At 60.3% G+C, this 21,757-nt stretch carries 16 protein-coding genes and 2 tRNA genes; 7 read left to right on the top strand and 11 right to left on the bottom strand.

Features of this window, described 5'->3' with window-relative positions:
- Nucleotides 1-45 precede the first annotated feature (45 nt).
- From E5K02_RS12975 to E5K02_RS12960, 4 genes are all read right to left on the bottom strand, one after another.
- Nucleotides 46-834 (bottom strand): J domain-containing protein, encoded by a 789-nt coding sequence (locus tag E5K02_RS12975; RefSeq protein ID WP_135395203.1) that lies wholly within the window; start codon nucleotides 832-834, stop codon nucleotides 46-48.
- Nucleotides 834-1,271 (bottom strand): hypothetical protein, encoded by a 438-nt coding sequence (locus E5K02_RS12970; RefSeq protein ID WP_135395202.1) that lies wholly within the window; start codon nucleotides 1,269-1,271, stop codon nucleotides 834-836. Before E5K02_RS12970 ends, E5K02_RS12975 begins: the two co-directional genes overlap by 1 nt.
- A 134-nt stretch (nucleotides 1,272-1,405) precedes the next feature.
- Entirely contained in the window at nucleotides 1,406-2,815 is a 1,410-nt protein-coding gene (locus E5K02_RS12965) for a trypsin-like serine protease (protein ID WP_135395201.1), read from the bottom strand.
- A 191-nt stretch (nucleotides 2,816-3,006) separates the two neighbouring features.
- A complete protein-coding gene (locus E5K02_RS12960; protein ID WP_135395200.1) occupies nucleotides 3,007-4,224 on the bottom strand; it encodes a hypothetical protein in 1,218 nt (405 codons plus the stop codon).
- A 290-nt stretch (nucleotides 4,225-4,514) separates the two neighbouring features.
- Here E5K02_RS12960 and E5K02_RS12955 point away from each other — a divergent pair, with 290 nt between their 5' ends.
- Nucleotides 4,515-6,980, top strand: a complete 2,466-nt coding sequence (locus tag E5K02_RS12955; protein ID WP_135395199.1) for a T9SS type A sorting domain-containing protein — start codon at nucleotides 4,515-4,517, stop codon at nucleotides 6,978-6,980.
- 71 nt (nucleotides 6,981-7,051) lie between these two features.
- Here the strand turns inward: E5K02_RS12955 and E5K02_RS12950 are convergent, their stop codons facing one another.
- Nucleotides 7,052-7,600 (bottom strand): RNA methyltransferase, encoded by a 549-nt coding sequence (locus E5K02_RS12950; RefSeq protein WP_135395198.1) that lies wholly within the window; start codon nucleotides 7,598-7,600, stop codon nucleotides 7,052-7,054.
- Nucleotides 7,601-7,781: 181 nt separating this feature from the next.
- Here E5K02_RS12950 and mutS point away from each other — a divergent pair, with 181 nt between their 5' ends.
- The 4 genes from mutS to E5K02_RS12930 all read left to right on the top strand — a co-directional run bounded on the left by mutS (nucleotide 7,782) and on the right by E5K02_RS12930 (nucleotide 11,423).
- Complete coding sequence (gene mutS, locus E5K02_RS12945) at nucleotides 7,782-10,502, top strand: DNA mismatch repair protein MutS (protein WP_206025970.1); 2,721 nt, start codon at nucleotides 7,782-7,784, stop codon at nucleotides 10,500-10,502.
- Nucleotides 10,503-10,679: 177 nt separating this feature from the next.
- Nucleotides 10,680-10,752, top strand: a tRNA-Gly gene (locus E5K02_RS12940).
- Between the two features lie 61 nt (nucleotides 10,753-10,813).
- A tRNA-Leu gene (locus E5K02_RS12935) sits at nucleotides 10,814-10,897 on the top strand.
- 127 nt (nucleotides 10,898-11,024) lie between these two features.
- The gene (locus E5K02_RS12930) at nucleotides 11,025-11,423 is read left to right on the top strand and encodes a hypothetical protein (RefSeq protein WP_135395197.1); all 399 of its coding nucleotides are present in this window, start codon (nucleotides 11,025-11,027) and stop codon (nucleotides 11,421-11,423) included.
- 6 nt (nucleotides 11,424-11,429) lie between these two features.
- Here the strand turns inward: E5K02_RS12930 and E5K02_RS12925 are convergent, their stop codons facing one another.
- Both E5K02_RS12925 and xrtX read right to left on the bottom strand, forming a co-directional pair.
- Complete coding sequence (locus E5K02_RS12925) at nucleotides 11,430-11,948, bottom strand: XrtX-associated membrane protein (protein WP_135395196.1); 519 nt, start codon at nucleotides 11,946-11,948, stop codon at nucleotides 11,430-11,432.
- Nucleotides 11,938-12,477, bottom strand: a complete 540-nt coding sequence (gene xrtX, locus E5K02_RS12920; protein WP_135395195.1) for an exosortase X — start codon at nucleotides 12,475-12,477, stop codon at nucleotides 11,938-11,940. The genes E5K02_RS12925 and xrtX overlap by 11 nt, the downstream gene beginning before the upstream one ends.
- A 174-nt stretch (nucleotides 12,478-12,651) precedes the next feature.
- On the opposite strand from xrtX, the gene E5K02_RS12915 reads away from it, so the two are divergent.
- Nucleotides 12,652-13,650, top strand: coding sequence for an AAA family ATPase (locus E5K02_RS12915; protein WP_135395194.1), 999 nt, complete (start codon nucleotides 12,652-12,654; stop codon nucleotides 13,648-13,650).
- 10 nt (nucleotides 13,651-13,660) lie between these two features.
- The gene (locus E5K02_RS12910; protein ID WP_135395193.1) at nucleotides 13,661-14,485 is read left to right on the top strand and encodes a class I SAM-dependent methyltransferase; all 825 of its coding nucleotides are present in this window, start codon (nucleotides 13,661-13,663) and stop codon (nucleotides 14,483-14,485) included.
- Here E5K02_RS12910 and E5K02_RS12905 read toward each other — a convergent pair.
- The 4 genes from E5K02_RS12905 to E5K02_RS12890 all read right to left on the bottom strand — a co-directional run bounded on the left by E5K02_RS12905 (nucleotide 14,482) and on the right by E5K02_RS12890 (nucleotide 21,708).
- Nucleotides 14,482-15,741, bottom strand: a complete 1,260-nt coding sequence (locus E5K02_RS12905; protein ID WP_135395192.1) for a lipopolysaccharide biosynthesis protein — start codon at nucleotides 15,739-15,741, stop codon at nucleotides 14,482-14,484. The two genes, E5K02_RS12910 and E5K02_RS12905, sit on opposite strands and share 4 nt — an antisense overlap.
- A gap of 24 nt (nucleotides 15,742-15,765) precedes the next feature.
- On the bottom strand, nucleotides 15,766-16,980 hold the full coding sequence (locus E5K02_RS12900) for a glycosyltransferase (RefSeq protein WP_135395191.1): 1,215 nt from the start codon (nucleotides 16,978-16,980) through the stop codon (nucleotides 15,766-15,768).
- A gap of 137 nt (nucleotides 16,981-17,117) precedes the next feature.
- Nucleotides 17,118-18,782, bottom strand: coding sequence for a T9SS type A sorting domain-containing protein (locus E5K02_RS12895; protein ID WP_135395190.1), 1,665 nt, complete (start codon nucleotides 18,780-18,782; stop codon nucleotides 17,118-17,120).
- 106 nt (nucleotides 18,783-18,888) lie between these two features.
- On the bottom strand, nucleotides 18,889-21,708 hold the full coding sequence (locus E5K02_RS12890) for a TonB-dependent receptor (RefSeq protein ID WP_135395189.1): 2,820 nt from the start codon (nucleotides 21,706-21,708) through the stop codon (nucleotides 18,889-18,891).
- Between the last annotated feature and the right edge of the window lie 49 nt (nucleotides 21,709-21,757).

Raw genomic sequence — 21,757 nt, 5'->3', positions numbered from 1 at the left:
AAGGCCGGCCATTGTATAATGGCCGGCCTTTTTTTGCATCAGAAGTTAGATCCGAATCATCATCAGGACCAGCACGGCAAAACTCGTGGCAAAAATGGCCGCGTTTACCCGGCCCGCGTCGCCCAGGATGCGGCCTTGGGTAAGCCCGGCGGAGACGAGCAGCAGGCCGGCAAAAAAGAACAAGGCCTGATGGCGGAACAGCACGGGCAGCGCCGGGCCAGCCGCCGACCGGGCCCCGCGAATAAAGCGGAAGAGCAGGGAAACGTCCAGCCGTAGGGGTTCCCCGGGTCGAAACACGGCGGTGGTGGCCGTGGGGTCTTCCCAGGTTAAAAAACGGCCTTTGCTCGTCCGAACCACATAGGTATCTGCCCCACTATCGTAAATAGTGGTATTGATCAACTCGGCGGTAGTGGTATAGGTGAAGCCATAATAGTCGACAAAGACAAGCAGCCCCAGCAGCACCAGAATTTTACCCCACAACCGAATGGGGCGCTGATACGGGCTGAAGTCGATGGGCTTGCCCCGGAAGCGGCGGGAGGGCTTTACGGTGGTGAAAGGAGGCCTAGGCCGCGCCGCAGCCGGCGGGGGCGGAGCCGTAACTACCGGGCGGGCCGGACTCCGCAGGGCTGCCAATAGCGCATCGTAGCCCCGGCGGCGGGCGGGATTACTGAGCACGTCATAGGCTTCGTTGATGAGCAGGAACTGCTGGTGGGCGGTTGGGTCGGTGGTGCGGTCGGGGTGGGTCAGCAGCACCAGTTTGCGGTAGGCCCGGCGAATTTCATCGGGCGTCGCCTGCTCCTCAACTCCCAGCGTGCGGTAGTGGGTTTGCATCATCAGCCCTTGCCCGCAGTGGTCAGCAGTTCGGTTAGCTCGGCCAGCTGGCTTTGCACCCGCTGGGTAGTCAGCTCCAGAACCCGGCGGTTGATTTCGGACCGGTGCTGACGGTAAAACTGGTGTTCAGCCTGCGTAAACAACCCTATTACGGAGCCGATAATAGTGTAGCGCAGCTTTACATTGCGCCCCAGCAACTCGGCCACCAGCCGCTGCTGCTCAATGGCGCTGCGTTCCTGAAAACCAATGTGGTGCTCCCGCACAAAGTCGGCCACCAGCGCCAGCAGCACCTGATTCTGCAGTTTGAGCACGGGCCGTAGCGTGCGGTGCAGAAAGTCACCGGCGGAAGCATCCGGCTCGTTCGGAAGCTCCGCCCCAACGGTGGGTCGCAAGGCAAGCAGTGCGGTATCGTGGGCAGCAGGCGTAAAAGAGGTTGGCATAGATTGAAAAGTAATGAGTCGGCCGATGGGGAACAACAAAAAAGCCCGGCCGGCACAAAGCCAGACGGACTTTTTTTGAAGGGGGGTAGCAGAATCGTCAGCGGAGCTGAACCTTGGCGGTCAGGCCGGGCGTGCTAGTGACGAATAACAATTTGACGGGTAGAAACAGCATTGCCCTGGCTGAGTTGCAGGTGGTAGATACCCTGCGGCAGCGTGCTGCTGTCAAGCTTCAGGAGGCCATTCTGGGTGGTGCCTGAGTATTTGAGCACACCCTGGGCATCGTATAGGTTGATGTGCGCCTGGGCGACTGGCGTGGTGGCCGTGCGCCGGGTGGTCTTTTGAGCGGCTTCGGCCGTTCTGATTTCCAGGTAGGTATCGGCCGGGTTGGGGTACGTGGTAATGGCCGTCCGGGAAGTTTCAGCCTGGTTGCCGCAGCTGCGGGCTTCAATCACCTGGTTGCTGGCGTCCGTTACCCGCACGATTGCGCAGATTTGGTCGGCATTGTCGGGGTGGCCGCCGCTGATGGAGAACTGCGAGCCGCCGTTACGCGAAATTCCCCAGGGGCCCGTACCGGTGCGGATGTCAGCAGTCCAGAGGTAGGTGTAAGGGGGCACACCGCCCAGGCCACCGGCGTAGAAATCGACTCTAACCGCGTCGTCGAGCTGGGGTACCACGTTGCTGCTGACACTCACCGTGAGCGGGGCGGGCAGCAGACCCTGCAGCCAGGATGCGTAATTTTTGATGCGGGTGCAGATGCTGGGGTACTGGTCGCGCGGGTCGCGGCTCCAGCTCGAGCAGCCGGCCAGCACGGGCTCCGTGCCGTTGTAAATAACCATCGGCCCGCCGCCGTCGAGGTTGCCGGCGCCTTTACCCGACTGGAACACGGCAATCATGTTCGCTGATACCAGGGGCACGGGGGGGCCGGGGAAGGGTACGTTGCCCTGGTTGCGGTTATTAGCATCTAGATTGGAAATGATGGACATATCTGCCTTACGAAGCTGATTGGTAACGGTATAACTCCCATCAACAGTGGCGCCCCAGCCCAAGAGGGAAGCCGAAACACCGGCGTTCATCAGGTTATCGGGCAGTGTCGCCGGGGAGGCGTATTTAATCAACTTAACGTCCGCGTTGAATAGAAGCGGAGTGCTGAGTTGCAGTAGGGCAATGTCGTTTTCGAAGGTCGAAGCATTAAAGCCGGGGTGGCGGATAATCTGAGCTACCTGCACCAGTTGCCCGCCCGTAGCCTGATCGGTGGCGCCGGCGCGAATCTGCAGGTTCGCGGCCGACTGACCAATCAGGGCGCTAGCCGAGGTCAGAATCCAACGGGGCTCCACAATAGAGCCACCCCCGATAGGCTGGTAGTTTGGGTTGGAATGCAGATTGCTTTTCACCGATACCGTCCAGGGTGCCTGGCTGATAGCAATGGGCTGCCCTCCAATAATCAAAGCCTTATTAGGCTCCTCGGCAGACTGAGAAATGAAGTCCTGAGCGACGGCCTGCACGGCCAGCAGACACCAAAGCACTACAAACGTAAAGAATTTCATGGGTAGCTGAAAAGAGGATAAGGCGAGTAAATAGACGCTATTGAATTTGTAACTTGCTGATAGATACAGAACTAGCCAGCGGGTGGTTAGGGGCTCCTTTCAGGCCTCTGGCCCCACCAGCTGCACCTGCCCGGGCGAATCTAAGCCGGGTGAGCTGCTGGTGGGGCCGCCTGCGGCGAGGCCAGCGGTACTTACCGCGACTCCATTGTGGTCAGGAACAAGGGGTCTGGACCGTTGTAGGAGTAGATATAATACCGCCAGTCCTGATCCTGCACATGAATGGACTGCTCTCCCACAATGTCATCGTTTTCCCAGCGGGAGAAATCAACGGTAGTGGATCCTCCAAACTTGATACCGTCCTTCTCATAACCCGCATTCAGGGTCAATGTCACCGTGGGGCCACCATCTTCTTCCAGCCACTTCACTGTGTAGAAGTCTGAGAATCTGGTGGTCCAGGTGAAGAGCTGCACGTTCGGGTCGAAGCCGTAGTCGAATTTCTTACGCTTACCCGTGAACAGCGTGCCGTTCTGAATCGTGTAAGGAGTCACGACCGGTGAGCCGGTGGAAAAGCTGTTGTTGTAAGAGCTAGCCGCATACATGCGGAATTCGGGTTCGCCACGAATCCCTGGTTCGTAGACGTTCAGCCGGTCGCACTTGATGCCGCGCAGATATTCGACGCGGCCGCCACCCCGAGCAGCCGTATTGGCTAGTGCTTCCTGCTCCAGGCGCAGCCGCTCCTGGTAAGCTTGCGTGAACTCAACCCGTACCTGGCCATTCTCGTCCAGTCGTTCGCCCAGACTGGTCACGATAAAGGGAGCCGCCGACTCTACTTCATCTTCCCGCGTGGAAAGCGTGGCTTCCAGCGGCACCAAATCGGGTGAGAATGCGGCCGTATTGCCCTTCGCATCGTAGACCGTTACCTCTTTGAGCTCAGAGTCGCGCACGCCCACGGGAATGAAAGTCCCCTTGATTTGTGAGGCGCTTGCCCAGTTTTCGATGTTGAGCGGGATGGAAATAATCAGGCGGTTGGCCTGCTGTTCCGTGAGCCCGGCTGCCAAAGGCTCAATCTCGAATCCTTCTTGCGTAAGCAGAGAAGCGAAATTCTCCCCACCGACCCGCGCTTCCAGCAGGGTCTTGTAAGCTACATCATAGTCGCCGTCGAACCGCTTCAGCGCCAGCTCACCCAGCACGTACTTCGCCTCGGCGTTTTCGCTAACAATGCGTGTGAGCGTGGCGGTGAGAGAGGCTAGATAGTCGCTGGCAAGACGGTCGGAGTCGCTGGCGCTGCGGAGCGCGCTGGATGCTGTGCCAGTAGCTTCGGGAGCTACTTCGAGTTCTGGCTTCTCGCAACTTACCAGGCCCAGGGACGTCAGGCTGAGGGCCAACGCCACCCGGGAGAAATGCCTCATTCTTTTCGATGGTATCATTTTCTATTGGTCAATAAAATGATCAGTGAGATAATGCCGCAATACACAAGGGCCCTTTGCGTACCGCTGCGCCAAGTTGGCCAGAAGCAGCAGCGCCCCCGATTTTATTACACCAGCACTGGTTTTCCCAGGACCAACCTTGCGTTTGGCTATAAAAGCGGCCGGCTGGTAAGATCCGCTCCGTGTGGGGCTTAGTTGGGGCAAGACTTGGGTAAATAGCCTCAATGCCGTAGCTTTAGAGTTCTTACCTACTGTTAATATTTTTTGCCTTGATGAAAAAACTACTCTTGCTGCCAGCGTTGGTAGCTGCTTGGCTGCCAGGCCAGGCCCAAACTTTCGTGAAAGTATCGGCTCCGTCCCCAACGACTGTTTGCTACGGTCGGGCCGAGGATATGCATACCAAGCTCGAGCTGCCCGCTGCTTACCTGGAGCAGCAGCGTACGGGCCGGCGCCGCAGCACGGCCGCCAACATTGAAGTGACCTATACCGGCTTCTCACCCGAGGCGCAGGCTGCCTTCCAGCACGCCGTTGAAATATGGGAGTCCCTGCTCGTGTCGCCGGTGACTATCCATGTGCAGGCCACCTGGACGCCCCTGGGCACCGGCGTACTCGGCTCAGCCGGGGCCACGGCCTATTACAACGATATAAGCGGTGCTACTCGTAGCGGCGTATCGTACCCGGTAGCCCTGGCCGAGAAAATTACCGGCCAGGAGCTCAACGGCGCCAACCTGCCCGATATCAACGCCCGCTTCAGCAGTACCTTCAACTGGTACTACGGCACCGACGGCAACGTACCCGCCGGTAAGCACGACCTGGTATCGGTGGTACTGCACGAGCTGGGCCACGGCCTGGGCTTTATTGCCAGCACCAGCTACAGCGGGGGCGCGGGTTCTTACAGCATCCCACCTTCCATCTTCAGCACGTATCTGGAAAACCAGGCCGGCTCTCCTCTGGTCAATAACAAGGTTTTCCCCAACGCATCGACAGCCCTGGGCGCTCAGTTCACCAGCGGCAATGTGTATTTCAACAGCAACCTGGCCAAGGCCGTGAATGGTGGCCAACGGCCCCGCATCTACGCGCCGGCCACGTACTCGAGCGGCTCCAGTATTTCGCACCTGAACGAGGCCACCTACACGGCCGGCGACATCAACTCGCTGATGACGCCCAGCATTGGCTCGGCCGAAGCCATGCACAACCCCGGCCCCATCACGTTGCGCATGTTCGACGAAATGGGCTGGTTCAACACTGCCATTCGCCACACCAAGCTCCCGGACACGGAAACGGCGCAGAACTACACCGTCAACGCCTCCATTATCAGCGACGGTACGATTACGCCCGGTTCGGTAAAGCTCTTCTATGCCATCGACAACGGCCCGCTGACGACAGTTGTAATGACCAGCACGGGCGGCACCACTTACCAGGGCATTATCCAGAACCCCGGGCTTAACCATACGGTGAGCTACTACATTGCCGCCGCCGACAACGAAACCGGCCGCACATATACCGCGCCGGCCGCGTTCCAACCCAACGTGAGCACCCTGGCTCGCTATTCCTTCGTGGTTGGCCCCGACGCCACGGCTCCCGTGGTGAGCCACAAGCCGATTACCTATGTTTTCGCTGATAAGCTGCCCTACCAGATCCTGGTGCAGGCTACCGACAACGTGGGCGTAGGAGTGGCCCAAGTAGAATGGACGGTGAACGGGACTCCCCGCACCCCGATTCAGCTCACGCGCCAGGGCACTAGCAACAACTTCGTGGGTACGTTCAACACCAGCGCCGGTCCGCTCGTGGCCGGTGATGTTATCAACTACCGCGTGGTAGTGCGCGACGCGGCCGCCAATGCCAATCAAACGGCTCTGCCGGGCTCGGGTACCAGTGTGCTCAACGTGGTCAGCTTCAAGCCAGCCCAGGCCGCCTACAGCAACAACCTGAACAACCCCGCGCCGCTCGACTTCGTGGGCGAGGGTTTCTCCGTTGCCCAGCCCACGGGCTTTAGCAACCCGGCCATTCACTCCGACCACGCGTACTCCAACGATACCACCCTGATTTACCAGATGTTGGTGCCAATTACGGTTCAGTCGAGCCCGCAGGTGCTGTCGTTTGATGAGGTGGTGCTCGTCGAGCCCGGTGAGCCCGGCAGCGTGTTTGGTACCCCCGATTTCTACGATTATGTGGTCGTCGAAGGCAGCAAGGACAATGGTGCCACTTGGGTGCCCCTGGCCGACGGTTACGATTCCCGCCTACGCCCCAACTGGCTGGCCGCCTGGAACAGCAGCCAGGCCAACAGCAATTCTACGGCGGTAGGCACGGCCGACCTGTTTACGCCTCATTCCTTCGGCCTGCAGCAAAAGTTTGCGCCCGGCGACGTGGTGCGTCTGCGCTTCCGCCTCTTTGCCGACCCCGGCTCTTTCGGTTGGGGCTGGGCTATCGACAATGTGAACGTGCAAGTCGTGACCGGCGTCGCGGCCGACTTGAAAGCCACTGGCGGCCTGAGCCTGTATCCTAACCCGAGCACCGGCTTGTCGCACCTGCGCGCTACGTTCGTTAAGCCTGCTTCGGGTCTGGAGCTGCTCGTACGCAACAGCCTGGGCCAGGTCGTATCCCGTCAGATCGTGTCGGCTGCGGCCGGCCAGGTCGATTTGCCCGTGGATCTGAGCAAGCTGGCCAATGGCCTCTACCAGGTTAGCCTCGGCAGTGCCGCCGATGTAATTTCTACCAAGGTGCTGGTGCAGAAGTAAACGCCCAGTCATTGAGAAAGCGGCGCTCCTGGAAAGGGGCGCCGCTTTTTTTGTGCCGAAGCAATAGGCTGCTATCCTTGGTGGCTTGCTGGGCCGGTCAGCTTGCTGATGAAGTCCCACAAGACCACGCCGGCGGCTACGCTCACGTTTAACGAATGCTTGGTACCAAACTGCGGAATTTCCACGGCCGCGTCGCACAGGGCCAGTACTTCGTCGTCGACGCCGAACACCTCGTTGCCCATCACCAGCGCGTAGGGCTGATTGGGCTGGGGACGGAAGGCGGGCAGCAGCTGGCTGGCGTCGGTTTGCTCCACAGCCACCACCACGTAGCCCGCGGCTTTGAGCTGCTCAATGGCTTCCATCGTAGTCGGGGCGTATTCCCAAGTCACCGACTCGGTCGAGCCCAGGGCCGTCTTGGTGATTTCGCGCTGCGGGGGGCGCCCCGTGATGCCGCAGAGCCAGATTTTCTCGATGGCAAAGGCGTCGGCGGTGCGGAAGGCCGAGCCCACGTTGTGCAGGCTGCGCACGTTGTCGAGTACCAGGGTAAGGGGGAATTTTTGCGTACTTTTGAAGTCTGCCACCGAGAGCCGGTTCAGCTCTTCCATTGTTCTTTTGCGCATTGCCAGCAAGGTAGTTTGCCCAAAGGTAGGATGCGCCACCCGATAGGCCACCGGCCGGAACTGACGCTTCGGCTGCCGCTGTTGGCAAGTAGTCCTTTCTCTAGTAATCCTCGCGCTTTCGGGCGCCTTATTTTATTTAATTCCTTTGCGTACTGCCTCTACTCCGAAGAAGCCGGTGCCCATGCACGGCACGCTGGGGCCCGCCCCGGTGATTGATACGCCGCTGATGAAGCAGTATTATCAACTCAAAGAGCAGCACCCCGGCGCGCTGCTGCTGTTCCGCGTCGGCGACTTCTACGAGACCTTCGGCGAGGATGCCGTGACGGCTTCCCGCATCCTGGACATCACCCTGACCAAGCGCGGAGCCGGCACCTCGTCGGAAACCCCATTGGCTGGCTTCCCTCACCATTCTCTCGATACCTACCTGCCCAAGCTGGTGCGGGCCGGGCAGCGCGTGGCCATCTGCGACCAGCTCGAAGACCCCAAACAGGCTAAGGGCCTCGTCAAGCGTGGCATTACCGAGCTGGTTACGCCGGGCGTGTCCTTCAACGACAACGTGCTGGAGCGCCGCTCCAACAACTACCTGGCCGCCGTGCATTTCGGCAAGCAGGAGTGCGGCATTTCCTTTCTCGACATCAGCACCGGCGAGTTCCTCGTAGCCCAGGGCGACCATGCCTACCTGGGCAAGCTGCTCCAGAATTTCTCCCCGGCCGAAGTCTTGTTCTGCAAAAAGAGCCGCTCCGAGTTTGAGCAGCACTACGGCCCGGACTACTGCCACTATGCCCTCGACGAGTGGGTGTTTGGGGCCGACTACACCTACGAAACCCTCACCCGCCACTTCAATACGGCTTCGCTCAAGGGCTTTGGCATCGACGGACTGCGGGAAGGCATTACGGCCGCCGGCTGCATCATGCACTACCTGGCCGAAACCAAGCACACCGACATCGGCCACATTGCCAGCATCGGCCGCCTGGAGGAAGACAAGTACGTGTGGCTCGACCGGTTTACGGTCCGCAACCTGGAGCTCGTGCACGCCCAGCACCCCGGCGGCGTACCCCTGATTGACATTCTGGACCAGACCGTGACGCCCATGGGGGCCCGCCTGCTGCGTAAGTGGGTGGTGCTGCCCCTCAAGGAGCCCGCCCAGATTCAGCGCCGCCTCGATACGGTGGAAGGCCTGCTCGACAACCCCGAGCTGCTAGGGGAATTGGTGCAGCAGCTCAAGCAAATCAACGACCTGGAGCGGTTGATTTCCAAAGTCGCCGTGCGCCGCATCAACCCCCGGGAGCTGCTGCAGCTCAGCCGCGCCCTCGACGCGGTGGGCCCGATTCGGGAGCTGCTGGCCGGTTCGGGCATGCGGGCCTTGCAGAAGCTGGCCGACCAGCTCAACGCCTGCGAGACGCTGCGCGAGGAAATCAAGGCCAAAATCCGGCCCGACGCACCCATTCTCACCAACCAGGGCAACGTGCTGAATGAGGGCATCGACCCGGAGCTGGACGAGCTGCGCAGCATTGCCTTCTCGGGCAAGGACTACCTGTTTCAGCTCCAGCAGCGCGAAATCCAGAACACCGGTATTTCGTCCCTGAAAGTGGCCTACAACAAGGTGTTTGGCTACTACCTCGAAGTTACCAACGCCCACAAGGACAAGGTGCCCGCCACCTGGATTCGGAAGCAGACTCTGGTGAATGCCGAGCGCTACATCACCGAGGAGCTCAAAACCTACGAGGAAAAGATTCTGCACGCCGAGGAACGCCTGTTCGTCATCGAGCAGAACATCTATAACGAGCTGGTCTTGTCGGCCATCGACTTCGTGCCCCAGATTCAGCAGAATGCCCGCGCTATCGGTATCATCGACTGCTTGGCCTCGTTTGCCGCCACGGCCCGGCAGCAGCGCTACGTGAAGCCCGTGGTAAACGACTCCACGCTGCTCGACATCCGGGCCGGCCGTCATCCCGTCATCGAGCGGCAGCTCCCGCCCGGCGAGGCCTATATCCCCAACGACATCCGCCTCGACCAGGAAGAGCAGCAGATTGTGGTCATCACCGGGCCCAACATGGCCGGCAAGTCGGCCCTGCTGCGCCAAACGGCCCTGATTGTGCTCCTGGCCCAGATTGGCTCCTTCGTGCCCGCCGACGCGGCCACCATCGGCGTCATCGACAAGATTTTCACCCGCGTGGGCGCCTCCGACAACCTCTCGAAGGGCGAGAGTACCTTCATGGTGGAGATGACCGAAACGGCCAGCATCCTCAACAACCTCTCGGACCGCAGCCTGGTGCTGATGGACGAAATCGGACGGGGCACCAGCACCTACGACGGTATCAGCATTGCCTGGGCTATTGTCGAGCACCTGCACAACAACCCCAAGGCCCGGGCCAAGACCCTGTTTGCCACCCACTACCACGAGCTCAACCAGCTGGCCGAAGACTGCCCACGGGTGCGCAACTACAACGTGGCCGTGCGCGAGGCCGACGGCCGCATCCTGTTTATGCGCAAGCTCGTGGAAGGTGGCTCCGAGCACAGTTTCGGCATTCACGTGGCCCGCATGGCCGGTATGCCCACGGCCGTGGTGCTGCGGGCCAACGAAATCATGCACCACCTCGAGCAGGAGCGGGCCTCGACTGGCATCGAAGAAGGGCCTACCGAGTTTGATGAAGTGCTGGCCGGCCTGGAAACCGAGCCCAAAAACGGCAAAGCAGCCCGGGGCCCCGTTGCCCAGCCGGCTGCGGCCGTCGCTTCGGCACCCCGGCCCAGCCTGCAGCTCAGCATGTTCGAGCCCGCCGACCCGGTGCTGGAACGCATCCGCGAGCAGCTCCAGCAACTAGATGTAAACACGCTTACGCCCATCGATGCCCTGCTCAAGCTCAATGAACTGAAGCTGGCTTTGGGTGCTAAAGGCAAGTAGTCACCGTAACAGCTCTTTTCAGGCAGAAGATTCTTGAAAAATTTTCTGCCTGAAAATGAGCTAGAAACGCCTATAGGAGTAAAATTTTAACGATTATTTTTGGGGTAGCCCTTGACACAAAGGAAAACGGTAGTACCTTTGTCACATCAAAACGCCACTACGGCGCCAAGATCAAAAGCGAGAGTAGCTCAGTTGGTAGAGCGCGACCTTGCCAAGGTCGAGGTCGCGAGTTCGAACCTCGTCTCCCGCTCAAAAAAGGATGTTGCTCCAGCAGCATCCTTTTTTTAGTTTAATACCTTTTTGGTTCACCTGCCGGAGTGGTGGAACTGGTAGACACGAGGGACTTAAAATCCCTTGCTTTCACGAGCGTACGGGTTCGATTCCCGTCTCTGGTACGAAAAGCCCCGCAGCTCGTAGTTGCGGGGCTTTTTTATTCCGGCCGAGTTCTACCTTGCCCTGGTAATAGCGTACACCACTCCGCCTGCTGGCCAGTTGCCACCCTGTCGGCTGCCGATTATCACTATGGGTCAACAAGTTCTCTACGAAACACCACAAATCAGCATTCGCTACGATGATTATGCGGAGTGGCTCCATGTGGAATGGATCGGCGACCAGGATTACGAGTCCGTGGTTTCGGGGGCGACCAAGATGCTGGAATATCTGGAGCAGCAGGGCTGCCGGAAAGTGCTGAACGACAACACCCTGGTGACCAGTATGTGGGCCGATGCCGCCGAGTGGGGCGGTAAAGAGTGGTTTCCGGCTATGCGGGCGGCGGGCTGCGAATACTTCGCCTGGGTATACTCCTCTAATGTATACAGTCGGCTGTCAACCGATCTGACTATTCAGTATACGGCTGCCGGCATTGTCATTCTAACCTTCGACGACATTAACATAGCCCGCCTGTGGCTGCAGCAGATGTAAAGAAGGCTAGGAGCGGGCCGGGACGTACCAGCGCAGCAGGGGTACCAAAATAATAACCGGTAGCGGCGACACGATAAAGTCGATGAGGCGGCGCGCGAGCTTATAGGCCCAGGCAACGTCGCCGGCCAGCTTACCAGTCAGCACCAGGACGGCGCAGATGACGAAAACGGCGCCGTAAAGCACAAACACCAACCGGATGCGCCGGGCGCTGTTGAGCGCCACAACCAGCAGCAGCAAGCAGGTACTGGTGTAGAACAGGGCGTAGGTTATCACCGAAATCAGACTGCGTTTGGTGACCAAGCCACTGATGCCCTGCTGCACGGTGGCCGCGTGGCCCGCTAACCCAAGCAGCCCCAGCAGATTGTGCCAGAACCGGTCGATGGCAGCCAGCACGGTGTCAGAATAAATGCCAATACTGAACAGCGCTACCACCAGGACAGCGGCCACGGCCCAACGCAGCAGCTCGGCAGTACGCCCGCTCTGCCGGGGCAGGCTAGGCTGGAGCTGGGTGGGGCTAGTGGGCATGAGCAGCAGAAGGAGAGGCTAGGCGCCGGGCCCACAGCATCCAGAGCAGAAAAATAAAGCCGTACACGACAAATGTGAACGTGTAGTGGTGGTTAAAATCGACGGTTTGGTGGGAGTAGAGGTGGTTGAGGGCCAAGGCCCCGACCCGCACGATGTTGATAAGGTAGATAACCACGATTCCCAGGGGAATGAACCACAGCTTGCGCCGCCAGGGCCCGGGAAACGCCAGTACAAAAGCCGTGAACAGCGCATAAAGCACCAAGCCGTTGCAGGGGTTGCCGACGTGCACTACCGGTTGGCTGTTGAGCAGCAGCAGGTACGGATCCAGGCCGTGCACGGCGCTATCGTAGCCCAGCAGGCGCAGCCCGCCCGCGCTGGCCGCCGTAATATTGGCTGATAACGCCGCATCGAGGCGCCCGTCGACAGCCAGCCACTGCTCGTAGCCAAAAAACCAGAGGACATAAAAGCCGACCGCCAGCAGTAAAAAGCGGCGTAAGTCGGCGGGAATAGTGGAGAGGATAGCTGACATAGCGTAGCCACGAAAAATACGAGAAACAGCCCCCGAATATACCGTATGCCGAGCAAAGCTCAGGTGGAAATCTGCGGCTTGGGCAGGGAGCCGCTGCCGAGTAAATCAAAAAAGGCCTTCAGATGGTCGGCCGGGTTTTGCTACCTTTAACCGTATCTACTGTTATAGACTCGTATGTCGTTGCCTTCTTCTGACCTCGTGCCGCCGCTACAAGCTGCTGACTATCAGCAAAAGATCAAGCAGGTTTTTGCCGAAGTCGGGAAAGTAGTGGTGGGGCAGCACTATATGGTGGGCCGCCTGCTCATTGGCCTGTGCACCGGGGGGCACATCCTGCTCGAAGGCGTGCCGGGCCTAGCCAAAACCCTGACCATCAGTACTCTGTCGAAGGTGCTCCACCTGCATTTTCAGCGGGTGCAGTTCACGCCCGACCTGCTGCCCTCCGACTTGGTCGGCACCATGATTTACAACCAGAACCAGTCAGTCTTCGAAGTAAAGAAGGGGCCTATTTTCGCCAACCTGGTGCTGGCCGACGAAGTGAACCGCTCCCCGGCCAAGGTGCAGAGTGCTTTGCTCGAAGCCATGCAGGAAAAGCAGGTAACCATCGGCGAAACGACCTACCCCCTGGACTTGCCGTTTCTGGTGCTGGCTACCCAGAACCCGGTGGAGCAGGAGGGAACCTACCCGCTGCCCGAGGCCCAGGTCGACCGGTTTATGATGAAAGTGCACGTTGACTACCTCAAGAAGGCCGACGAGCTGGAAGTGATGCGCCGCATGGCCAACATGAGCTACGTGGGCGAGGTAAACCCGATTCTGACCAAGGAAGACATCTTCGGCATCCGGAGCATGATTAACCAGGTGCAGATTTCTGAGACGCTGGAGAAGTACATCATCGAGCTGGTGTTTGCCACGCGCAAGCCCGCCGAGTACGATTTGCCCGAGTTTGCCCAGTACGTGCAGTTTGGCGTGAGCCCGCGGGCCAGCATTGCCCTGCACCGGGCGGCCAAGGCCGTGGCCTTCTTCGACGAGCGCGACTACGTGCTGCCCGAAGACATCAAGGACGTAGCCGGCGACGTGCTCAACCACCGCATCCTGCTCAACTACGAAGCCGAGGCCGACGGCATCCGCACCCAGGATTTGATTGACGCCATCCTGCGCAAAGTCCCGATTAGCTAATTCCCTTTTCGTGTCGAAAATTTCTAAAACCCTGCGGGCCCTGACCAGCCTCGTGCGCAATCCGTGGCTGCTGAATCATGTGCTGGCGGCCGATGAGGCGGGCTGGCAGGAACGGGCGCGGGCCCACACGCGTCGGCAGCTAAGTGCCCAAGGTCTGCCCATGGCCCCGCTGTCGACGTTCTTGTCGGCTGCCGATGATACCGTGCAGCCCTTTGCCTTTCGGGAAGGTGGCTCGTTGCCCACCGATTTGCTGTTGCTGCGGGCTCTGGCCCGGCGCGTACCCCAGGCCCGCTACTTCGAAATCGGGACGTGGCGTGGGGAAAGTGCGGCCAATGTGGCGGCCGTGGCAGCTTCCGTGCACACGCTCAACCTCTCGGCCACGGAACTGCGGGCGCTGGGGCTGCCGGAACGCTACATCGAGCTACACGGCTTTTTTTCCTGCCCCCTGCCCAACGTGACCCACCTGCACGGCAACTCGGCTACCTATGATCTGGCAGGATTGCAGCAGAAATTCGACGTCATCTTTATTGATGGTGACCACCGCTACGAAGCCGTCCGGACCGACACCCGCCGGGTGTTCGAACACGTGGTTGGACCCGACACGGTAGTAGTATGGCACGACGCCAGCCGCCAGCCCGGGCAGCCGCGCTGGGAAGTGCTGGCCGGTATTCTGGACGGGCTGCCGGCTTCGGCGGCCGGCCAGCTGGTGCAGGTCGAAAACACGCTCTGTGCCCTCTACTCGCCGCAGCCCGTAGCCACTACCACCCCCGACCCCCTGGCCGACCCTCAGCACTGGTTTGAAGTAAAGCTTCAGCGGCTACCAGACGCCCTCTAAGAACGGCGTAGCAACTGGCGCAGGTAGGCGAAGTCGGCCGGGCCGGGTACCAAGTCGCCCACGCCCGCCCCGGTGGCCCGGGTAAACTGGTAGAATAGGAAGGCAGTGGAGGCCAAGTAGGACAAGCTGGTAGCCAGGGCCGCGCCCTCAATGCCCAGGTCGGGAATCAGCAGCCAGCACGCCGGCAGGGTCACGGCCAAGCCAATGGTAGTCGTCAGGTTGTTGACGCGGTAGCGGCCTACGCCGGCAAAGTAGGTGCTGCACATAATGTTGACGGCCATAGCTACCACGCCTGGCCCCAGCCGCACCATAACCGGGCGGGCCGCGCCAAACTCAGGCCCGAATACCGTTGTCAGCACCGGGGCCGGCAGGGCAATGAGTGCTAAAACGGCCACTGTAGTACTGAGCAGCGTGAGCCGGGCAATGCGCAGCGTAGGAGCTACTTGGGCGTGTTTGTCAGTAGCATGCACCAAGTCGACGTATTGCACCAGGGCGGTGCTGCGCGGAATGAGCCAGATGGCCTCGGCCAGGGCCACGCCCACCGACAGCACTCCCAGGGCCCGGGCATCGGCGTAGTGGGCCACAAAATAGTAGCTCAGGCGGTAGTTGGCGAAGGCCAGAATATTCGACAAATGGGCCCCCCGACTATGATAAGCCAGCTCTCGGGCAGTAGCTGGCAGCCCCCGACCACCCAACCACTGGTCGGGCAGGCGGTAGAGGGCCCGGAAGCTGAGCAGCAGCGGCACCCCGTAGGCCACGTACGCCGCGTAGTAATACACGGCCACTTCCCGCCACTGCAGCCCAATTAGCGCCAGCGCCAGGCCCCCGGCAAGCAGGCCCACCTGCAAGCCGTTCAATAAATTGTAAGTGCCTTCCTGCTTGCGGCCCAGCAGCAACGAGCTGTTGATGGAAAAGAAAGCCTGGAGCAGGGCCAGGGCCAGCAGGTGCGGGAGGTAGCCAGGCTCCACCGGCCGCAGCAGCCCAACCAGGGCCGTGCCCGCCCCGCATACCAGCGTAGCCCAGCTATAGGCCGGTACCAGCAAGTGCCAGACGCTGCGGTTGGGCGCCAGATAAATGAGGGAAGAGCCGCCGAGCAGACCAATGAAAAGCAGTAAAGCCGCGCAGTCGGTTACGAATAAGCTGACGGCACCCCGGCCGGCCGCGCCCAGGTAGCGGGCCGTGAGCCACACGATGCCAAAGCTGAGCAGGGCCGTGAGCAGGCGGGTAGCAAAATTGTGCAGTATGCGGCGCAGCATGCGGAAAGAAGGGCGAAACGGCCGCTAAGATGGGGCGGTTTCGGCGGAATCCGGCGTAGCGCGGGCCAGAACCCGGGCGTAGAGGCCCGCAAATTCGTGGCCTACGTGCGCGTAGCTGCACCGCGTTTGGGCATCAGCCCGCAGCAAAGCCGCGTCGAAATGGGCAGCGCCGCTCAGTATTGCCGTCAGCGCCTGGGTTAAGGCGGCTTCATCATCGGGCGTTACGAGCAGGCCAAACTGGCCAACGGGCCGAAACAGCTCGGGTACGCCGCCCGTGGCCGGGCCCACCACCGGGCAGCCCGTGGCCCGGGCTTCGAGCAGAACGCAGCCAAACGTTTCGGCCCGGCTAAAGGAAACCAGGGCCGCCGCCTGTTGCATTTCGTGCGCTACTTGCCCGTGGGCCAGCTTGCCCAAGAAAACAACGGTACCGTCTTGCAGCAGGTGCAGCTCCTGGGCCAGCCGGCGCAGGGCCGCCTCGTCTGGACCGTAGCCAGCGATGCGCAGGCGCAGGCTGGGCCACTGGGGGCGAAGCCGCGCCGTTACCCGCAGCACCCCAGAAATATTTTTCACCGCGTCATGGAAGGCCGAAACGTGCAGCAGCTGCCCAGCTACCCGGGGCGCTGGGCCGGGTGCAAACAGCTCGGTATCCACTACGTTGGCAATAACGACGGTGGTCTTATGCCCGAAGCCCAGCCGCTGCATCGCGTCGCGTAATCCTTCCGAAACCGTGTGCAGCGCCGCGGCCCGCCGCACAACCAGCCGGGTCAGGGTTTGGCGCAGCCAGCTGATACCGGCCGCCCGCTCGGGCAGATACAGGGTCCAGTGCTCAGTAATCAGGTAGGGAATGCCCCGGGTCAGCTTGAGCCACCAGGCAAACAGGCCCGTACGCAAGAGCACATGCACGTGCACTAGGTCGGGCGCAGCGCCCCAGTGCCGCACCAGCCGCCCGTAGCCCCGGCTCAGGCACCAGAAATACAAAACCACCTTGAGCAGTTTGTCTAGTGGCGCTACTCCCGTGGGCTGGGCCCGGTAATAGTAGCGTAGCGTTGGCACCGGCGTTTGCAGCTCAGCCTCGCAAACGGTTAGGCCAGCCAACGGGCCGCGGGCTACGGCGGCAAAAAGCACGGCTGCTTGGGCATGCGGGGCAATGGCTGCCACGTGCCGGGCCACGAAGTCCCCGTCCTGGTCGTCGTAGCGGTGGGGGTACCACTTGGGCAGCATCAACACGCGGGGCTTCATAGTCGGGTGCAAGCTACGGGGTTTGCTGGGGTGGGCCAACGGCTTGGATCAATAAAAAAGCCTGCCCCGTAGTAGGGCAGGCTTTCGAGTACACAAGTATTCTTCTAATAACTCAGCAGATAAGAATTGGCTAAACGCTACTGGGCTACCACAAAGCGCACCGTTTGGCTGGCTTCGTTGGTCGTGACAGTTGCCACATACACGCCGTTCTTCAGCGAAGCGGGCAGGGCTACCTGCTGCAGACCTGCACCCAAGCGGCCGGCTTCGATGGTAGCCACTTGGCGGCCCAGCGCGTCGGTAATCCGCACTGCAGCCACCGTACCGGTTTTCAACTCGAACGAAAGCAGAGCCTCGCCAGCCGTGGGGTTGGGAGCTACGCTCAGGCCCTGCAGCTGCTCGGAGGAAGCAGGCTTGTTAGCCAGCGTCAGGCCGGCGCGGTTGTAGCAGGTAATCTGGGGATTGAAGTTGGTCCAGCCCGCGGCCCAGTTTGTGGCTCCGAAAGCGCCGCGGAAGGTGGGCGTTTTGTCGAAGAAGGAGTCGGCCAGCTTGGCGTCGGTGTAGGCAGCACCCGAAACCAGGGGCGAAGCTGCCGGCAACTCGAAGCTCGGCGTGCCCGAGGCCGTGCCGTTGCTGTTGGTGGCGTTGAAGTTGTCGGCGTACAAGTTCAGGGCGCTGATGGCGGCGTAGGTCGTGTTCGAGTTGGCAGCCGTGTTCCAGAAGCCGGCCACGTCGTACGTGGTTGTGCCCGTGCCAGCGGCCTGGAAGTTGGTCGACATACCTGCCAGGACGTTATTCTTCAGCACGAGCGAGCCAGCCGTAGCGTTGCCTTGGGCCCCGGAGCCTTCCAACGTCAGACCCACGGGCCAGCCCGTCAGCACCGAGTTGAACAAGGACAGCTGGGTGTTGCGGCGCAGGTGAATGGCCCGGGTAAAGTTGGCCGTAGCCGACGGGTTCTGCAAAAAGGCGCTAACGTTCGAGAAAACGGGGGCCGTAATCGGCGTCAGAGAAGAGCCTTGGGAGTCGTTGTCCGATTCAAAGGCCGTAGAGCCCGATACGTCGGCCGCGTTGGGAGTGCGCACCGTTACGGCGTACTGCACCTTGCCGGTGTAGCCGAAGTCGGTGTCGAAGTCGTCGTCGGTTGCCGATACGGCCACCAGGTGCTTGGCATTCACCGTGCCGCCGAACCACTCGAAGGAGTCGTCGCCGGAGGCGTATACCTGCACGTAGTCAATGGTCGTGCCGCTACCCACGCCGGCCAGGGTCAGACCGTTGATTTCGTTGTTGGTAGCCAGGGCAATGCCGGGGTACTCAATCCGCACGTAGCGCAGAATACCGGAGTTGTCAGCGGGCTGGTTGCCACCGAATACGGCCCCGGGTACGCCTTCTACCGACGGAGTGCCCGGCTGGTTGATGGGGGCCCGGCCGCAAATAACGATGCCGCCCCAGTCGCCGCGGTTGCGGCTGCCGGCGGGCTGGTTCGAGGTGAATACAATCGGTTGAGCGGCCGTACCGTCGGCAATGATCTTGGCGCCCTGCTCCACTACCAGCGTACCGCCGGGCGTTACGGCTTTGTCGCCCTTGATGATGGTGCCGGGGTCGATGGTCAGCGTAGCACCGCTGCGCACGTACACGTAGCCTTGCAGCAGGTAGATGTTGTCTTTGGTCCAGCGCGTATCCGAGGTGATATTGGTAGCTACCACAGTGGTAGGAGCAGCCGGGCAGGTCGTCTGGGCAGTAGCTCCGGGAGCTACGGCGGCTACGGTAGCAGCGGCAAGCAAGATGGGTAGTAGAAGCTTTTTCATAAGAGGGTGAAGTGGCTTGAAATGGCGTTGCGAAGGTCTGAAACGAATACGCCCGGCAGGGTCTGCCGGGCGTTATGCTTTCGTTAGGAATGTGTTACCCGAATGTTTAGAAGTTGTACACCAGGCCCAGCGTGGAGTAGGTGCCGCGGCGGTAGGTGCCAAACGAGCCCCGCTCGTTGCTGTCAATCTTGCTGTTGGCGTTGAAGTCGTAGAGCTGGCGCACGGGCTGATTCAGCAAGTCCTGAATGCCGGCCTTGATCTGCAGGTGCTCCCCCACGCCCTTGGTAATGGCCAGGTCAATCACGTGGCGCGGCATCTCGATGGCCGAGTAGTTGTCGGTCTGGTCGCCGATGAAGGTAAAGCGCTGCCCGATGACGTTGTACTGCGCCGATACCTGCCACTTACGGTCCGTGTCCTGGTAAAACAGGCCGGCATTCACCACGTAGGGCGACTGGCCCTGCAGGGGGCGGTCCGACAAGGCAAAGCCTTCGTTGGTAGCATTCGACTCCAGCTTCACCCGGCTCTTGATGACGGAGGCATTCAGCACGAACGACAGGTGCTGCAGGAAGGAGCTTTCGGTCAGGTCAATCAGGCCCTTGCGCACCTCAATTTCAGCCCCGATATCATAGGCGGAAGCCGCGTTCTGGTACGTCATATACAGCTGGGTCGACGTCTGCTTGTAGGTTACCTGCTCGATGGCGTCGTTGAACTTCTTGTAGAACACGCCCACCGAAATCAGCTCCGAGCGCGAAGGATAGAACTCGTAGCGCAGGTCAGCATTGTAAATCGTGGCTGTCTTCAGGGTGGAGTCACCCAGGATAATGGCGTTGGTCGTGTAGTCGTAGTAGCGGTAGGGGGCTACTTCCCGGAACTCGGGGCGGTTCACCGTTTTGCTACCGGCCAGGCGCAGCAACGACCGGTCGTTGAAGTTGAAGGTCGCGTTGAAGGAGGGCAGCGGAATGGTGCGCAGCTCGCGGTAGTCGCCGTTGCCCCCGTCGCGCAGGCGGCGGTTGTTATGTTCTACCCGCAGGCCCCCCGAGATGTTGAATTTGTCGGATATCGGTGCCACAATACCGATGTACTCAGCATACAGTGTGTTTTCGGCCTCGTAGCGGTCCTGAGGTTTGGTGCCCTCGTCCACCGTGAAGCCTTTGATTGGGTCCAGGTTCTCGGGTGCAAAGATCCGGTCGATGGGTAATAGCTCCAGGTCGGTGTTCTCGAAATTTGTGCCCCGCACGTAGGAAAAGTAGCGGTTGGCCAGGCTGCGGGCTTTGTGTTCGGTATAGAAGCCGGCGCGCAGCTTATACTGATTGGCCCGGGTAGAGTCCCGGCCGGCCCAGCGCCGCTCCCACTGCCCACTGGCCATTACCGTGTTTTCGTGCAGCTCGGAGAAGAAGCGGCTGGCGTCGGCAATGTTGCCTTCGTTGGGAATATTCACCAGCCAGGGCCGCTCAACGCCGGGCAACTGTTGCTGCTGGTTGCGGTAGCGGCTGTAGTCGGGCTCGTCGCGGTACACGTAGTTGTAGCCCGCCGACCATGACACGGTGGTGTGTTCGTTCTGGCCCAGGTCGTGGGCACCCTGCAATTGGCCGGCATAAATCGTGCGGCTCTGGTAGTGCATGGCGAAGTCGTCGCGTAGCTTGTCTTCGTCGCGGCCGGTGCGGTGCACTACTTCGTCAGTAGCATACTGATTCAGGAAGTTGCGGAATTCCAGGCGGTTGCGGTTGTTGAGGCGCACCTGCCAGTTGTGGATAATGCCCAGACGCACCCCGGTTACTGCCCGCTCGTCATTAAAGGCATACTGCTCGGCCGGTAGGCCCGTGCTGGGGTCAATTTCCTTGATGTAGCGGTTGCGCTGAATGCTGTACTGCTCCCGGGTATTCGAGTAGGAGATGGACGTCACGTTGCTCAGGTAAGCCGAGCCGATTTCGTAGCGGCGGCTTAGCCCCAGCGAGGCCCGTAGATCGGGCTTGGCCGAAATGTAGCGGGGCAGCCAAGTGGTGCTGCGCAGGTTGCGGCTAAGCTCCCCGCGCTGTTCGGGGCTAGCGTCGCTGGTCTTCACCAGGCCGCTGGGGGCATTGTCCGACAGCTGCCGCTGGCCGTTGTCGAAGCCCAGCCAGTCGGTTTTGCTCCGGTTGCTGACCATGTAGCCGTTGTCGAACGTCGTGCCGCCACGCACCCAGGACGAAACGCTCAGGCTGGTTGCGTTTTCCAGCACACTATTCTTGGTGTATACTTTCACGACGCCACCACCCATCTCGCCCGGCAGCTCGGGAGAGCCCGACTTAAAAATCAAGATCCGGTCGATAACTGAACTGGGTAGAATATCAAAGGAGAAGGAGCGGGTATCTACTTCGGCTGAGGGAGTCAGGGCGTCGTTCAGCAACACCGTATTATAGCGTTCCGCCAAACCCCGGATGACAATAAAGTTGTTGTTCTGAATCGTGACGCCTGGAATGCGCTTCACCACCTCCGCCGCGTCGCGGTCCAGCGTACGCACAATCTGGTCGTTGCTCATGCCACTGACCACGACTTCGCTCTTTTTCAGGTCCTGAATCATCGCGACTTCCGTGCCCGTCTGCTTCTGCCCCGTCACGGTTACCTCCTTCAGGTTCGTAACGTTTTCCTCCATTACCCCATTCAGGGTGGTTTTGCCATTGGCCGTTACTACAATGCCGCCGAATGTCAGCGGCTTGTAGCCGATGTAGGTCATCGTAATATTATAGGTGCCGGGGTCGAGCTTGAGTTCGTAGTTGCCCTGCACATCAACTGGGGCTGCCTGTACCGTGCCAGTTACCAGGACGGTAGCGCCAATTACGCCTTCCCCCGTCTTTTTATCGGTTACCTTACCGCTGATTACTCCTTGTTGACCGAAGGCCAAAGAGTTGATAACCAGAAAAATAAACAGTAGTCCTAAACGGCGCATACAGCTGTGGTTTTTTCGTTTCACAAAACTACCGCAGCCCTATTATGTC

Source organism: Hymenobacter metallicola, from assembly GCF_004745645.1.
GTDB lineage: Bacteria > Bacteroidota > Bacteroidia > Cytophagales > Hymenobacteraceae > Hymenobacter > Hymenobacter metallicola.
The sequence above is the reverse complement of the archived record's forward strand: the minus strand, read 5'-3'. Positions and strand labels throughout refer to the sequence as shown.

Excerpts from the sequence above, each read along its gene's own strand:
- E5K02_RS12975 (WP_135395203.1), bottom strand. The coding sequence starts at position 834 with ATGATGCAAACCCACTACCGCACGCTGGGAGTTGAGGAGCAGGCGACG.
- E5K02_RS12970 (WP_135395202.1), bottom strand. The coding sequence starts at position 1,271 with ATGCCAACCTCTTTTACGCCTGCTGCCCACGATACCGCACTGCTTGCC.
- E5K02_RS12965 (WP_135395201.1), bottom strand. The coding sequence starts at position 2,815 with ATGAAATTCTTTACGTTTGTAGTGCTTTGGTGTCTGCTGGCCGTGCAG.
- E5K02_RS12960 (WP_135395200.1), bottom strand. The coding sequence starts at position 4,224 with ATGAGGCATTTCTCCCGGGTGGCGTTGGCCCTCAGCCTGACGTCCCTG.
- E5K02_RS12955 (WP_135395199.1), top strand. The coding sequence starts at position 4,515 with ATGAAAAAACTACTCTTGCTGCCAGCGTTGGTAGCTGCTTGGCTGCCA.
- E5K02_RS12950 (WP_135395198.1), bottom strand. The coding sequence starts at position 7,600 with ATGCGCAAAAGAACAATGGAAGAGCTGAACCGGCTCTCGGTGGCAGAC.
- mutS (WP_206025970.1), top strand. The coding sequence starts at position 7,782 with ATGCACGGCACGCTGGGGCCCGCCCCGGTGATTGATACGCCGCTGATG.
- E5K02_RS12930 (WP_135395197.1), top strand. The coding sequence starts at position 11,025 with ATGGGTCAACAAGTTCTCTACGAAACACCACAAATCAGCATTCGCTAC.
- E5K02_RS12925 (WP_135395196.1), bottom strand. The coding sequence starts at position 11,948 with ATGCCCACTAGCCCCACCCAGCTCCAGCCTAGCCTGCCCCGGCAGAGC.
- xrtX (WP_135395195.1), bottom strand. The coding sequence starts at position 12,477 with ATGTCAGCTATCCTCTCCACTATTCCCGCCGACTTACGCCGCTTTTTA.
- E5K02_RS12915 (WP_135395194.1), top strand. The coding sequence starts at position 12,652 with ATGTCGTTGCCTTCTTCTGACCTCGTGCCGCCGCTACAAGCTGCTGAC.
- E5K02_RS12905 (WP_135395192.1), bottom strand. The coding sequence starts at position 15,741 with ATGCTGCGCCGCATACTGCACAATTTTGCTACCCGCCTGCTCACGGCC.
- E5K02_RS12900 (WP_135395191.1), bottom strand. The coding sequence starts at position 16,980 with ATGAAGCCCCGCGTGTTGATGCTGCCCAAGTGGTACCCCCACCGCTAC.
- E5K02_RS12895 (WP_135395190.1), bottom strand. The coding sequence starts at position 18,782 with ATGAAAAAGCTTCTACTACCCATCTTGCTTGCCGCTGCTACCGTAGCC.
- E5K02_RS12890 (WP_135395189.1), bottom strand. The coding sequence starts at position 21,708 with ATGCGCCGTTTAGGACTACTGTTTATTTTTCTGGTTATCAACTCTTTG.